The organism is Devosia ginsengisoli (assembly GCF_024707105.1).
In the GTDB taxonomy this organism is placed as follows: domain Bacteria; phylum Pseudomonadota; class Alphaproteobacteria; order Rhizobiales; family Devosiaceae; genus Devosia; species Devosia ginsengisoli_A.
Genome location: NZ_JANQAJ010000011.1, coordinates 970,326 through 983,648 on the forward strand (window position 1 = coordinate 970,326; position 13,323 = coordinate 983,648).

Here is a 13,323-nt window from a genome sequence, read left to right on the forward strand (position 1 = left end):
GCCATCTATAAGCCCAATGCGGCGAAAAACCACCAAAACACGCGATCGTGGGGCGGACGCATTGCCACAGGCGCGCATTGCCGCGGATGCGTTGCCGATGGCAAGCACCGCGGCATGAGTGAGGCCCGCGCCGATTTTGTCATCGTCGGATCGACGCCAACAGCCCGGCTGGTCGCGGGGCTGCTGGCGTCCACGCATGGCAAGGCGGTGGTGTTTTCCGGGGAAAGCCAGTCGGGCTACCGCCTGCCGCGCGCCGTCGACCTGTCGGTCGCGCAGATTACGCGGCCGGAAAGCTGGGCCCTGCTCAGGGCCGGCCTGCCCGAGGCGCTGAAACTCATTTCGCGCATCGGCGGGCGCCGCGCCTGGTCGCGGATCGATCCGATCTTCTTCAGCGAAATGCCTGACGGCAAGGAAGCCCTGGCCCATATCCGCCACATGGCGCTTGCCTTCGGCCATGCGGCCGAGCTGGTGCCGTCAAGCGCCCTCGGCATGGGCCGCGACGGATTGCTGCTGCGCGACGCCGTGCTGCTGCACCGGCCGACGCTGGAAGCGGGGCTTGATCGCTGGCTGGAGCAGCACAGGGTGCGCCGCCTGCTCGATGGCGACGCCCTCACAGTGCATGCTGATGGTAGCGCCGAGCTGGTTTCGGGCGAAGACCGCGTCGAGATCGGCCAGGCCGTGCTGGCGGACGATGCCGCCATTCTCGCACATGCGCCCAAGGCACTGTGGCCACCCTTGCTGACCCGCCGGGTCCACAGCACTGTCGCCACCGAGCCGACCCGGCCCATGGCGGCGGCGCTGATGCACCGGCTCGATACCGGGCTGACCCTGGTGCAGCAGGCCGAACGCGGCATCGCGGCTATCGGTCCCGGCGCCATCGATCCCTTCGCTGCCGCATTGGGCGTGCTGCTGGGGCGGGAGCGGGAATTCCGCCAGGCCGGGCAATCGAGCTATGAAGCGGTGGTAACTGCCGATGCAGCCCCCGCCGTGGGACGGCTGAGCGGCAGCGGGCCGGATGTGCTGGCCGGTCTCGGCCCCACCGGCGCCTTCCTCGCCCCCGCGATTGCGCGCTGGCTCTGCGGCGTGGCCGCGCCGGCCGAAAATGCCTGGCTTGGTGCGCGGCTGGTGGATCGCCCCACCGCAGCCTCGGCCGTGGCCGAGTTCGGAGGGATGGCATGAAGGGCCAGCCCAACCGTCTCGGCACCGACCGGCAGCATCATTTCCACGGCAGCGCCATCAACCGCACCAAGCCGCTGCAATTTCGGCTGGATGGCCGTGTGATATCCGGTTTTGCCGGCGACACCGTGCTCAGCGCGGCGCTGGCTTCCGGCATCGACACGGTGGGACGGCGCGACGGCGCCGTGCTGGCCCTCTCGTCCCGTCATGCCCCGGCTATCAGCTTTGCCGCTTTGGCCGGCGATCACCAGCGCGCTTTGCCCATGGAGCGCACCCTTGCCACCGATGGCGCCGACTATCTCACCAGCGCGAGGAAGACCAAGGGCAACCCCATTACCCGCCTGCTGCGGCGCTATGGGCGCTCGCTCGCTATCGATCTTGACCGCCCCGACGCGCTGGCCCGACCCTGGCTCGGTACGCCGGCCGCGCCAGGCCCGCAAGCCGATCTCGTCGTGGTCGGCGGCGGCGTTGCGGGCTTGTCGGCGGCTTTGGCTGCAGCCAAACGCGGCCTGCAGGTCGTGCTGGCCGAAGCGACGCCCTTTCTGGGTGGCAAGACGCGCCTCTTCGGCACGCAGGAGGGTGAGGAAACGCCCGACGAGGCCATTGCGCGCCTCCGTGCCGCCGTCGCCAAAGCCGACGCCATCACCGTGCTGACCAGTGCCGAGGCCTTTGCCCTGCGCCCCGGCGTGGTGCGGCTGCATCAGGTCGAAATGCTCGACAGCACCCCGACCGGACGCGTCATCGATATCCGCGCACGCCATATCATCCTCGCCACCGGGGCGCTGGAGCGGCTGCCGCTGTTTCCGGGCAATCGATTGCCCGGTGTCGCGGGCACGCTGGAAGCGTTCGAGCTGGCGCAACTGCATGGCGTCTGGCCGGGCGCAACGGCCCTCGTCGCCACCAGCAGCAGCCCCGCCTATCGCCTCGCCATGCTGGCGACCGATGCCGGCATAACCGTGCCGCGCATCGTGGATTCGCGCCCACGCCCGCAGTCGCGCTTCATCGAATTCTCCAAGGCCTATGGCATCACCCTGGCGGCCGGTACCATCGTCGCGTCGGCGGCAGCTGCGCCGAAGGGCGGCGGGCTCACCGTCATGCCGCAATTATCGATGGAGGGATTTTCACGGGCCGAGCCGGCATTGACCGTCGACCGGCTGGTGGTCAGCGGCGGCTGGCAACCCGATCTTACGCTCTGGCATATGGCGGGCGGAGAAAGCGCCTGGAATGGATCGAGCGCCCGGCTCGAGCCGCATGCCGGTCCTGATGGCATCGTACTGGCCGGCAGCGCCGCCGGCTGGCTCAGCCGCAGCGCATGCCTGGCCAGCGGCAGCGATGCGGTCGATGTGCTGCTCGGCCGCCAGCGCCGGCTGGTCGAGGACCGGTTGATCGATCCGATCTATGAAACGCCCGACGCGCCAGCCCCTGTCGGCGACGAGCCGGATGAGGCGGCGCAGCCGGTCTTTCTCGATGGCGGCTGGCGCCATATCGAGCGGCCGCGCAAGGTGGTGTCGCGCTGGCCGGCCTGGCTGCCCTTCGCGCCCAAGCCGCCCGGCTGGTCGCTAGCCGATACGCCGCAACCGCTCGATATCGCCGATATCGCCGCCGGCGTGCAGCTTGGCGCCATTCCGGCCGCCAGCGCCGGCATCGTGGCACAGGAGCGCGTCGCCATGGTGGCGGTCGAGAGCGGGGAGGACGATATCGGCCCCTCAGCCGATCCCCCTGCCCCTGCCGCCCAGCTACCTGACCGGTCGCTACGAGGGCGCAACACTGTGGCTGGTCGCCCCACACGACGCGCGGCAGCTCGATATGGGCGCGCTGATCTATTCCAATGCGGATATGTCCGATCCGCTCAGGGCCATCGGCGTCGTGGTGCGGATTGTCGGGGACAAGGCCGTGGCCCTCGTGACCGGCAGTGCCGGGCAGACGGCATGGGTGCGCGAACCCAGCCGCGCCGTCGGCATCAGGCTGGTGGAGCCGTATCGCCCTGACGGAAACTAGTTGCGGCGCTCGGCGGCAGCGCGGGCGCGCTTCAGCGTATCGGCATATTCCGGATTGAAGCGGACTTCGGCCATCTTGATGCCGGCATCGAGCCGCGCGCTGATGACCGGGTCGGCGGGATTTTGCCGGATAAGGTCGAGATTGCGCTGCAGATGGACTTCCAGCGCCTGGCCGGTCTGGCTCCAGGCCTGGTCGAACAGGGCATTGAGCGCCAGCGAATCGCGGCATTCGCGGATGGTCGCCAACAGATAGACGCCGTTGATAGCGGCCAGGATCCGGTCATTGTCCAGCCGATCGCTGCCTTCGCGGCCGCGGCGCATGGCCTGGTTGATATCGGAAACGACATCGCGCAGGCGCGGTTCGATGCGGTCGGAGACCTGCTTGGTTATGGCCGACAGCACCATGGCCCAGCGGCTGCCACGGGCGAATTCGATATAGCCGCTCAGCGAGCGCACCAGGCGGTGAAAGCGCTCAAGGCTGCGGCAGACCAGATCGATATCGGCAAAGGCACCCATCGGCTGGAGGATGTGGATCTGATTCTGTGCATGCGCCAGGATGGCGTCGATGACCGGGCTGAAACCCATGCGGATCACCGCAGCTTCGGTGGCATTGCCCGAGAGCTTGATGATGGTGGTGACCAGCCGGGTCGGATTGGCAATCTGGCTCAGCGCGGCATGGAACAGCAGCGAAGCCAGAGCCTGGTCCTGCAGAGGCATGGACTGTAGGGCCACGCCCAGCGCCCCATCGTCGGTAATGGTATTGACCGCCTTGCCGAAAGCCTTGGCCTTGGCCAGCAGCGCACGGCTGCGCAAGGCCATCATCATGGTTGGCAGGGCGTCGCGGGCTTCGGTGCTGCCCAGGGCGGCGCGCAGGCGGCGATCCTTTTCGGGGTCCTTGGCGACGGCGGCCAGGCCATCCTTCATGCGCGCCAGCACATCGGGCATGACGGCTTCGAGGTCGCTGGCCGAGAAATTGCCGCTGGCCACGCCATCGGCCGAGATCAGGTCGGGGCAGAGATCGCGATAAACCCAGACCCAGCCGGCCTCGGCATGGGCACGCGTCACCGATCCGGCAAAGGGGAACGAGACGGGGTCCTGCACCAGGATCGCATCGATGAGGCCGGCAAAGGGACGCCCAGCCATACGGCCGGCCCGGCGGGGCGCGGCGGAGGCCGGCGTTTCACTTTTATTGGCGGCTTGGGACATCAACGCAGTGGGTCTGGAAAACGAATTCGTCCCAAACCCTATAGCGCGTTGGTAAACAATCCTTATGCGGAAAGCCTGCGAGCTTTATCCGAGTAGTCTCAGGCGGCGCCCTGCACGACAGCCCAGTTGCCATTCTGCTCGCGGCAGGCGGTGCCCTTCTTCACATAGTCCTGGCCATTGGCCTTGACCGTATGCGTGAAGTCACGGCAATCGAGATTGTTGACGCGGACATAGGGGCCGACGGCCACCGTGCCGGTCGTGCCCTTGTCGCCGGCCCATTGGCGCGGGGCGCCGGGGCGGCCGAATTGCAGCGCATAGAACTGGGCGCTGTTGGCTTCGGCCGAATCCTTGGCCGTCATGATCGCCAAAGCAGCCGGATCGACGAAGCCATTGGCCACGCTAGTGGTCAGCAAGGCCTGCTGCGTCGTCTGGGCCGGGCTCGCCACCAGCGGCTGCGGGGTTACCGGGGCCATCACCACCGGGGCCTGCGCCACCTGGGTCGGACCGGTGCTGGCACAACCGGCCAGGGTCAAGGCAAGCAACGGCGCGGCGATTAGGGCGATGCGATTCATGATGTGACTATCTCGTGGTCGTTATAGAGGCTCTTGTTGTCGTAATGCGGCGAAAGTGCGTCAGGTTGCATTTGGCCTGGCCATGGCGCTCAGCCGGGCGGTGGGCAGGCGCAACTCCGCCAGCAGCCCGCCCAGCGCCGAGCGCTTGAGCGCCAGGCCGCCGCCATAGACATCCACCAGTTCCTTGATGATATCGAGTCCCAGACCGCTTCCCGGTGTTTTTTCATCCAGCCTGACACCGCGGCGCAACGCTTTCTGCGCATCTTCCTCCGAAAGGCCGGGGCCGTTGTCGTCGATGCGGATCAGCAGCATGGTGCCGGTCTCGCTGCGCTCGGCATCGAGCCGCACCCCAACCTGGCCGTTGGACCATTTGCAGGCATTGTCGAGCAGATTGCCCGCCATTTCCTCCAGGTCCGCCTCGTCGCCGCGGAACCACGGCAGAGACGCATCGGGGCGCTGGAAGGCAATGGTGACATCGGGGTGAATCTTGCGCATCACGCGCGTTAGCCGCAGCATGATCATGGTCGGGTCGGCCTTCTTGCCCACCACCGAGGTGCGGGCCGCCAGCCGCGCCCGCTCGAGATAGGTGGCCACCATCGTGCTCATCTTCTCGCTCTCGGTCACCACGACATCGGCCAGCGCCCCCTTGCGGGCCGCAGCCTCGTTGCGCAGCACGGCAATGGGGGTCTTGAGCCCATGGGCCAGGTTGCCCACTTGGTTGCGCGCCCGCTCGATGATTTGCGCATTGGAGCGCAGCAATTCGTTGACCTCTTCGGCCAGCGGCGCGATTTCGCGGGGATAGGTGCCGGTCACGGCGACGCTCTCGCCCTCGCGCACGCTTTCGATGGCGGCGCTTAGCCGGTCGATCGGCCGCAGGGCAAACCGCGCCACGATGGCGCTCATGATGGCCAACATCACCCCCACGGCCCCCAGCACGATAAAGGCCTGACCGCGAAAGCCTTCCACCAGTTCGAGGATTTCGCTCAGATTGCCGGACACGATGATCCGGTAGGTGGTCGGAGCCAGCGTCACCGTGCGCTCCACCACGCGCATGCGCGTACCGAAGACGTCGTCCATGATCGCGGTGCGGCGGCCGAGCGTATCTGGCGATCCGGTCATCTCAGGCAGGTCGATCCCGACCATCGAGGTCGAAAGATTGTAGAGTGCGCCGTCGGCATCGCGAATGGCCCAATACCAGCCCGAGCGTGGCCGGTCGAAGCGCGGATCGCTGAGCGCAATATCGGCGCTGGACGGATCGCCCTCTTCCAGCAGGGCGCCGGCCAGGCTTTCGACATGAAACTCGAGCGTTTCCGAGAGCGAGGCATCGAGCGCCCGCGAATAGAGGTCGGTCAGCAGAAACCCGGTCGCCACCAGCGCCAGCACCAGCCAGCCCGCCGACAACCAGAACAATGACGCCGCGATAGACCCCTTACGCATGGCGATCCAGACGGAGCAATGAAAGAGCCCTCATGGTGAGCCTGTCGAACCACGAGGGGGCGCGAGTGGAGGCTCGAACGCACGACCTCGTGGTTCGACAAGCTCACCATGAGGTCTACTGGGCAATTGTGCCAAACCAGACCCTCTCAGTCTTCGGCGATCTGGTAGCCCAGCCCGCGCACCGTCTGGATGCAATCTTCGGGCAGCTTCTTGCGCAGGCGACCGACGAACACTTCGATCGTGTTGCTGTCGCGGTCGAAATCCTGGTCGTAGAGATGCTCGGTCAGTTCGGTCCGCGAGATGACCTTGCCCTTGTGATGCATGAGATAGCTCAACAGCCGCAATTCGTGGCTGGTCAGTTTCACCGACTGGCCATCGACCGTCACCTTGCCCGAGCGCGCATCGAGCCGCACGGCGCCGGCCACGATCTCGTTGGAGGCCAACCCCGCCGCCCGCCGCACCAGCGCGCGGATGCGGGCCAGCACTTCCTCCATGTGAAAGGGCTTGGCGACATAATCGTCGGCACCGGCATCAATGCCCTGCACCTTGTCGCTCCAGCGGTCGCGCGCCGTCAGCAGCAGCACCGGTGTGGTCTTGCCGGCGCGGCGCCATTCCTCGAGCACCGACAGCCCGTCCATCTGCGGCAAGCCGATATCGAGCACGATGGCGTCATAGGGTTCGGTATCGCCAAGGAAGTGGCCTTCCTCGCCATCGAAAGCCACGTCGACCGCGTAACCGGCCTCGGTCAGGGCTTCCTTGAGCTGACGGTTGAGATTGGTATCGTCTTCGACAACAAGAATACGCATTTGCAGGCCCCCGATGCGTCTATGCGTTACTGCGCGCTCAGAACCAGGTTCTGAGCTTCCCCCTCGGGCGTCAGTACGCCGATAATATAGACGAGCCTGCCGCCTTCGTCACATACCTGAACGGAAAGGATTTCCGCGCTGCCGCCAACGCCGGCCGAAGCCAGTACGGCATCGAGGGACATGATCTGGCCGGACGACACCGCATCCTGGATCTGGCGCTTGTCGAGGCACGCCTGCGCATTGGCCGCCCCGGTCGAGGCAAGGCCAACCGCCAGCGCGACTGCGATCGAAGCAAGGAATTTCGAGGTCAAGGTTTTCATGGCAGCAACTTAGGGCGACGTTGCTGAATGGGACATGAATGAGGCAAAGCGCAAGTCTTTAGCCAAATTTTTGAGCCTCAAGCCCGCCCGATATCGCCCTTCAGCCCCTTGCGCAGGAACAGCACGGCCAGCGCTTCCATGATGAGCTGGCCCGCCGAACTGCCCTCGAGTGCCGGCAGGTCGATTCCCAGCATTTGCGCCAGGCCCGCCAGCAGCATGAAGGCAGCGACGATATAGGTCTTGTAGCCATTGAGAATATCCATGATCGTTCTCCAGAGTGTGATCGTATCGACCGGCGCCGTCGTGCCGGAAGTAGCCAGCGCCGCGGCTCGTACCGCGGCAACACGGTTGGTCCAGCCGCGGCCGAACGTGGCGAAAGTCGGCAAACGGTTGAGGAAAGCCAGCCGGCGGTCGCAGAGCGCGCCGATCAGCACACCCAGCCCCTTGCGCGCGGCATAGCTCTCCACCGCGCCCAGCGTCAGCGGCCCCACCTGTCCGTCGGCAGCCACGTCGAGTTCGGCCTGCAGCGTGCGGATGGCCCGGTCGGGACCGGAATTGACGGCGAAGTCAAACAGAGCCAGGTCGAGCCCGGCGGGGAATTGCCCGGCCTGGCAGCGATCCCAATAGCTGGCGCGATAGATCTTCGCCGCTTCCGGGCGCTGCAATTCCATCACCGCGCTCTTGGGCAGGTTCCACCACGGCGACACCATGCGCCAGCGCGCCAGCGTCTTGTGGGTAATGCCCATATTGGTAGCCCCGCCGGGATCGGACGGATGGTCGACATAGCCGCCCTCTTGGCGCAGCACCTCGTCGAGGCAAATATCGAACCGGCTTCTAGCCATGGAATTCCCCCTGCGCCGCATGCCCCGCGCCCAGAACCGGGCTCAGTTGCTCAATCGTGAAATCGAACGCCGCCGGCAGCGCGCCGAAATCGGCCACCTGCGCGGCGCTCGCATAGCTAGCGGAAGGCATGCCGGTTTCCAGCACCCGCACGGCCGTCCCGCCATCGAGGATCGTGATCCGATAGCGCTCGGGCGCGTGTTCCAGCGGACTGTCGGCCACGCCCCAGCCATCGCCATCGGCCCGGCTGCGCCGCATCCAGGTCAGGCCAATATCGCCGGCATCATCGCGCAAAGCCCGCAGATGCACCGGCGCCAGCGGCAGAGCCGGCCCCAACCCGGTCTCGGCCGTGAGGCTCGTGCCTTCGATATCGCTCGCCCCGGCATAGACACGGAAATCCCGCATCTCGCCCAACAGGCGCGGCTCCATCGGCAGCGTCACCGCCCGGGAGTCGAGCACCATCACGCGACTCCCGGCGGTTGCCGAACCGGCCTCCGTGCCTTCGAGTCCGCGCAACAACCGGCTCAGCCGATAACGCCCGGCCGAAACCAGTTCGGCTTCGGCAAAGCCGATCACCTCCCAACCGCCGGCCCCCTCGATGGCGAACCGGTTGCCGCCCGACAGCGCGGCCAGCGGTTCCACCGAGGCCAGGTGCCCCGCCAGCAGCGTCACCTCGATGACATTGCCCCGATCCCACACGCCTGTCGGTCCCGGCAGCAATGGTGTTTCGAGCGTCCCCAGCAGCCCGCGCCGCGGCAGGTTCACCGCCAGCGCCCCGGTCGCGTCATCGACCAGTTGCACGCTGCCCGGCCAGGGTTGCGCATAGGCCGCGGCCACCAGCCGCGACCGGCCAGGGTCGGCGGGCAACGGCGGCAGATGCGCCAGCGCCACCAGCGGCAGCGACCGCACCGCCGGCCTCGTGCCCCCGGCCAACGGCCGATCGATCCCGGTCGCCACGGCGGTTCCCGAAGGCAGCGTCCGCGCCGTCACCCGCCGCATCAGCCCATCGCGGATTTCGCTGATCTCGAACGGCCCTTCGGCCAGCCCATCGATTTCCACCAGGTCCCCCGGCTCCAGCGCCAGCGCCGCAGGTGGCAGGTTGAAATCCAGCGTCTCGCGCTGCGCGCTGCGCCCATCGAGCATCCGCTCCGCGGCCAGCCGCGCGCCCGAGCCATCCAGCGTCATTGCCATGACCTCGCCCACCAGCGGCCCGGTCCCGTCGGTCAGTGCCGTCACCGTACCGCTCAGGTAGTCTCGCTCGCGGTCGAGATAGGTCAGCGCCAGCCGCCCCGGCGCCTCGGCCGGATCGCCGCGCTTCCGCGACAGCGTCGCGCCCTCGCTTTGCGCCAATTCTTCAGCGTCGAGCGCCATCGCCCCGCCTCGCCGCGCCAGGCCCAGATGCAGGCCATCAATCCCGTTGCGCAGGCTCAGCCCCGTCGCATCAAGCAACGGCTCCAGCGCCTCGCGCGCGGTCGTCGCATGGCCCAGCACCAACCCGCCCACCAGCGGCGCAGCCGGTTCGGCGCTCAGTGCCACCCCATGGTCCGCGGCGACGGCCCTGGCCAATTCGTCGCTCGCCATGCCGCCCAGCCGCCCGGTCAGCCAGTGGCCGTTGCGATGGTTCGGGCCATCGGCCCACACATCACTCAGCGCCGGAAAGGCCGGATAGGGCCGCGCGTCCCAGGTCCAGTGATAGATGCGCTCGACATCGACCATGCCGGCCGGATTATTGGCCGGATTGCGCCAGAAAGCCTGATGCGCCCGCAATACCTGCCGCTGGATCAGCGGATCTGGCGTCCCGGTCGAAAAATACGGCCGCCCACTCTCGGCACTCTTGGGGTCGCCGAAGATATTCGGCTGGTTCGCCCCCTTGTCGACAGCGCCGCAGCCCAACTCCGTGAACAGAATTGGCTTCGAGCCCGGCACCCACGCCGTCGGGCTGCCATTGCGCACCCCACCCGGCCGGTTGTGGTGTGCCTGACTCCACCAGTTGCGAATATCCTTGTAGCGCCACACCCACGGCTCGCCATGCGCCCCATCAGTGATCGGCGTCCGCACCTGCGCCCGCCGGTCGGCATCACTGGCATAGAACCAGTCATAGCCCTCGCCGCCGGCAATATTGCCCATGAGATAGTCAAGGTCATGCGTAGACGCCGCCAGAGTCGCATCCGCATGGCCCTGCCCGTCCCGCCAATCGGCCAGCGGCATATAATTGTCGATGCCGACAGCATCGATATTGGCTGAGGCCCAGAGCGGATCGAGGTGAAAGAATTTTTCGCCCCCGCCCGGCTGGTAGCCCGAATATTCGCTCCAATCCGCCGCATAGGTCAGCTTCGTCCCCGCGCCCACCACGCCCCGCACATCGGCCGCCAGCGTCACCAGCGCCGAAACGAAGGGAAAGCTGTTGCCCGCCCCGCGCACCGTGGTCAGGCCAACCATTTCCGAGCCGATGATCAGCGTATCGACGCCACCCGCCGCCACGGCCAGTCCGGCATAATGCAGCACCATCTGCCGATAGGCCGCCGCAAATGTCGCCACCTGCGTCGCCGCTGCCGCCGATTTGTCCGGCGATCCCGCCCGCCCCGGCGCCGGGTGACAGGTGATCCGCCCGCGCCAGGGATAGGCCGCCTGCCCCGTCCCGCCATAGGGATTTGGCAGGCCGTTGCCCGCCGGCACATCCATCATCACCATGGGGTAGAGCGTCACGCGCAGTCCGCGTGCCTTGAGGTCGGCAATCGCCGCCCGCACCGATGCGTCCGAAGGCGTGCCGCCATAGGCCGCCCCGCCATCATGGCTCGATACGACAGGCACGTCGCCGCGCCCCAGCCCGGCCACGCTCCAGCTCGTGCCCTGCACGGTCCTGTCGGCCGCCTCGACACGCGGCCCGATGGCGCAATTGCCGCAGCGCAGGTCATTGCCGAACCAGGTCACGACAAGCGCCACATGCTCGAGATTAGGGCACAGCGCGACCAGTTCGTCGATCGAGGCCGTCCAGTCGCTGACATTGGCGGCGAGATGCGTATTCTCGCCCACCGTCTGCCCCGGCCCGGCAATGCGCACGCGCGGCACCGGATCATAGCCGAATTCCGTCGCCCCAGGGATGATGGTCACCGCGCGAATATCGGGTTCCAGGTCCCCCACCACCCGGCACAATTCCACCGACAGTTGCGGAATGCGGTTGCCAAAGCGGTTGAGCGGCAATTGCTCGACCACGAGATAGCACAGCCCCCGATAGGCTGGCGCCACGCCCTGCGTGGCCTCGATCAGCCCGTCGGGCAGTTGGTCTTCGGTGCCGCGATAAAAACGCAGCGTCAGCCCCGCCGTATCGAGCAGTTGCCCATCGGTCCAGATGCGCCCCAGCCGGTGCACCTCGCCCTCGCAGAAAGCCACGGCAAAGCTCGCACCGACAACGTCTTCCTGTTGCTGCTCCTGCCCAAAGCCCTTGGCCCCGGCATTTTCCGGCGAGAGCAATTCCAGCTCGTCGCACCAGGCTGCCGCGAATTGCGGCCCGCGGAACCGGTCCGGGTCCGATGCCGACATCACCATGGCCTCGACCCCATTGGGCCAGATCAGCCGCTGCCCTCTCAGCGTCGGCCGCTCGAGTTCGGAGCACACATTCAATATGCCGCTCTCCCCGCGCACCATGATGGAAATGGCTTCGGCCATGGTTTCGCCCACCAAAGCGATCGGCCCGATTTCCTGCGCCGCCAGGCTCCGTACCCATTCAGCCCCGGCCCGTGTCTTGCCCGAGCCGCGACCGCCCAGCAGCAGCCAGGTGGTCCAGTCGCCCTTCGGCGGCCGCTGCTTGTCCAGCGCCCAGGAATTCCAGTCGAAATACACGGCCTCCGCGTCGTCTACGCGGTCGGCAAACTCTTGCGGGGTCAGCTTCGGCTGATCGACGAACAGGGGGCCATCCGGTTCAGCGATTGCGATATTGCTCAATGCGCTTGGCCAGTTTGTTGCGCAGGTCGGTCATGTCCTTCCTGGTCGGCGGCTCCACATTGCGTTGCGCCGCGCCCATCTCGATCAGCTTGTCGAGCGTCTTGACCTGTATGCTCAGCACATTGGCCTGCTTGTCGATCGGTTCGTCCACCGCCGCCTCCAGTCGCCTTATCTGTTTGTCGAGAACCTTGAGCATCCGCGCCACCAGGTCTTCATGGCGCACCACGCGTGCCCTTATGCTGGGCCACCCTTCGACCTCCCGCCGATAGCGCAGTTGCGCCAGCGTGATGCCGTGGCGCTTGCAGATGACGGCGGGCAGGAAGTGGCGACCCTCATATTCCGCCCGGATGATATCCCAGCGGATCGGAGCCCCCGGCTCCGTCTCGTGACCCAATTTCGTGACCATGCCTGAACTATAGCCGATCACCGTGACGCGGGGATAAGATGGATAAGAAAAAGCCCCGCTGCAGCGCAACGGGGCCTCCAATCTTCAGCATTCCGCCGAAAATCAGATCCGTACGAAATCCACCTTCTGGCAGGCGATCAGCTTGCAGCCCTGCAGGCTCAGCCTGCTCTCGTTGACCAGCGTCACCGAGCCGGACACGGTATGGCCCTCGTATTTCACCGTGCCGCGCCACTTGTTCTCGGCGGTGGCCTGGGCGCCCTGCACCACATATTGATTCAGCAGCGCGAGGTTTTCCGGGGTCTGGGCATCCTTGCGCAGCCAGGTCAGCTTGGCGCAGAGTTCGGTGCCATCGCCGCAATAGCTCACAGCATAGCGCGACTCACCGGTCGTGGTCTGCCAGGTTCCGACCGGGGTCAGGTCCTGGGCGAAGGCGGGGGCCGCGGCACAAAGGGCCAGAACGGCGGCGGCAATGGTCTTTGCAACAGTCATGGTCGTCTCCTCGACGGCACGCCGAAGGCCAGCCCGCAAGGGCGCCACGGCGTGAATGAGTTTGGTTGACCGCGCAAATGCCATAACCGCACTGAACCCATCGCGAACCTGATGTTCAGATTGGGTTCATGC

The 13,323-nt window shown here is 66.5% G+C and carries 11 protein-coding genes; 2 read left to right on the top strand and 9 right to left on the bottom strand.

The window, feature by feature from the left end; translation table 11 throughout:
• The first annotated feature begins 114 nt into the window (after positions 1-114).
• Together NVV79_RS18820 and NVV79_RS18825 are read left to right on the top strand one after the other, a co-directional pair.
• On the top strand, positions 115-1,179 hold the full coding sequence (locus NVV79_RS18820) for a hypothetical protein (RefSeq protein WP_303992517.1): 1,065 nt from the start codon (positions 115-117) through the stop codon (positions 1,177-1,179).
• The gene (locus NVV79_RS18825) at positions 1,176-3,164 is read left to right on the top strand and encodes an FAD-dependent oxidoreductase (protein WP_303992520.1); all 1,989 of its coding nucleotides are present in this window, start codon (positions 1,176-1,178) and stop codon (positions 3,162-3,164) included. Before NVV79_RS18820 ends, NVV79_RS18825 begins: the two co-directional genes overlap by 4 nt.
• 6 nt (positions 3,165-3,170) lie before the next feature.
• Here the strand turns inward: NVV79_RS18825 and NVV79_RS18830 are convergent, their stop codons facing one another.
• From NVV79_RS18830 to NVV79_RS18870, 9 genes are all read right to left on the bottom strand, one after another.
• Entirely contained in the window at positions 3,171-4,316 is a 1,146-nt protein-coding gene (locus tag NVV79_RS18830) for a hypothetical protein (RefSeq protein WP_303992522.1), read from the bottom strand.
• A gap of 161 nt (positions 4,317-4,477) precedes the next feature.
• Entirely contained in the window at positions 4,478-4,951 is a 474-nt protein-coding gene (locus NVV79_RS18835; protein ID WP_303992524.1) for a hypothetical protein, read from the bottom strand.
• 60 nt (positions 4,952-5,011) lie between these two features.
• Positions 5,012-6,388: a sensor histidine kinase gene (locus tag NVV79_RS18840; protein ID WP_303992527.1), complete on the bottom strand. Its 1,377-nt coding sequence runs from the start codon at positions 6,386-6,388 to the stop codon at positions 5,012-5,014.
• Positions 6,389-6,534: 146 nt separating this feature from the next.
• Positions 6,535-7,194 (bottom strand): response regulator transcription factor, encoded by a 660-nt coding sequence (locus NVV79_RS18845; RefSeq protein ID WP_146288456.1) that lies wholly within the window; start codon positions 7,192-7,194, stop codon positions 6,535-6,537.
• A 26-nt stretch (positions 7,195-7,220) separates the two neighbouring features.
• Positions 7,221-7,514, bottom strand: coding sequence for a hypothetical protein (locus NVV79_RS18850; protein WP_303992531.1), 294 nt, complete (start codon positions 7,512-7,514; stop codon positions 7,221-7,223).
• Positions 7,515-7,591: 77 nt separating this feature from the next.
• Positions 7,592-8,356: a glycoside hydrolase family 108 protein gene (locus tag NVV79_RS18855; RefSeq protein ID WP_303992534.1), complete on the bottom strand. Its 765-nt coding sequence runs from the start codon at positions 8,354-8,356 to the stop codon at positions 7,592-7,594.
• Complete coding sequence (locus NVV79_RS18860) at positions 8,349-12,296, bottom strand: glycoside hydrolase TIM-barrel-like domain-containing protein (RefSeq protein WP_303992537.1); 3,948 nt, start codon at positions 12,294-12,296, stop codon at positions 8,349-8,351. Before NVV79_RS18860 ends, NVV79_RS18855 begins: the two co-directional genes overlap by 8 nt.
• Positions 12,274-12,702 carry a hypothetical protein gene (locus tag NVV79_RS18865; protein ID WP_303992539.1) on the bottom strand — a complete coding sequence of 143 codons (429 nt, stop codon included), beginning with the start codon at positions 12,700-12,702 and terminating at the stop codon, positions 12,274-12,276. Before NVV79_RS18865 ends, NVV79_RS18860 begins: the two co-directional genes overlap by 23 nt.
• A gap of 102 nt (positions 12,703-12,804) precedes the next feature.
• Positions 12,805-13,191, bottom strand: coding sequence for a DUF2147 domain-containing protein (locus tag NVV79_RS18870; RefSeq protein ID WP_303992541.1), 387 nt, complete (start codon positions 13,189-13,191; stop codon positions 12,805-12,807).
• Positions 13,192-13,323: the final 132 nt, after the last annotated feature.

Coding starts and splice junctions, on each gene's coding strand:
- NVV79_RS18820 (WP_303992517.1), top strand. CDS start 115: ATGAGTGAGGCCCGCGCCGATTTTGTCATCGTCGGATCGACGCCAACA.
- NVV79_RS18825 (WP_303992520.1), top strand. CDS start 1,176: ATGAAGGGCCAGCCCAACCGTCTCGGCACCGACCGGCAGCATCATTTC.
- NVV79_RS18845 (WP_146288456.1), bottom strand. CDS start 7,194: ATGCGTATTCTTGTTGTCGAAGACGATACCAATCTCAACCGTCAGCTC.
- NVV79_RS18835 (WP_303992524.1), bottom strand. CDS start 4,951: ATGAATCGCATCGCCCTAATCGCCGCGCCGTTGCTTGCCTTGACCCTG.
- NVV79_RS18840 (WP_303992527.1), bottom strand. CDS start 6,388: ATGCGTAAGGGGTCTATCGCGGCGTCATTGTTCTGGTTGTCGGCGGGC.
- NVV79_RS18865 (WP_303992539.1), bottom strand. CDS start 12,702: ATGGTCACGAAATTGGGTCACGAGACGGAGCCGGGGGCTCCGATCCGC.
- NVV79_RS18830 (WP_303992522.1), bottom strand. CDS start 4,316: ATGGCTGGGCGTCCCTTTGCCGGCCTCATCGATGCGATCCTGGTGCAG.
- NVV79_RS18855 (WP_303992534.1), bottom strand. CDS start 8,356: ATGGCTAGAAGCCGGTTCGATATTTGCCTCGACGAGGTGCTGCGCCAA.
- NVV79_RS18850 (WP_303992531.1), bottom strand. CDS start 7,514: ATGAAAACCTTGACCTCGAAATTCCTTGCTTCGATCGCAGTCGCGCTG.
- NVV79_RS18870 (WP_303992541.1), bottom strand. CDS start 13,191: ATGACTGTTGCAAAGACCATTGCCGCCGCCGTTCTGGCCCTTTGTGCC.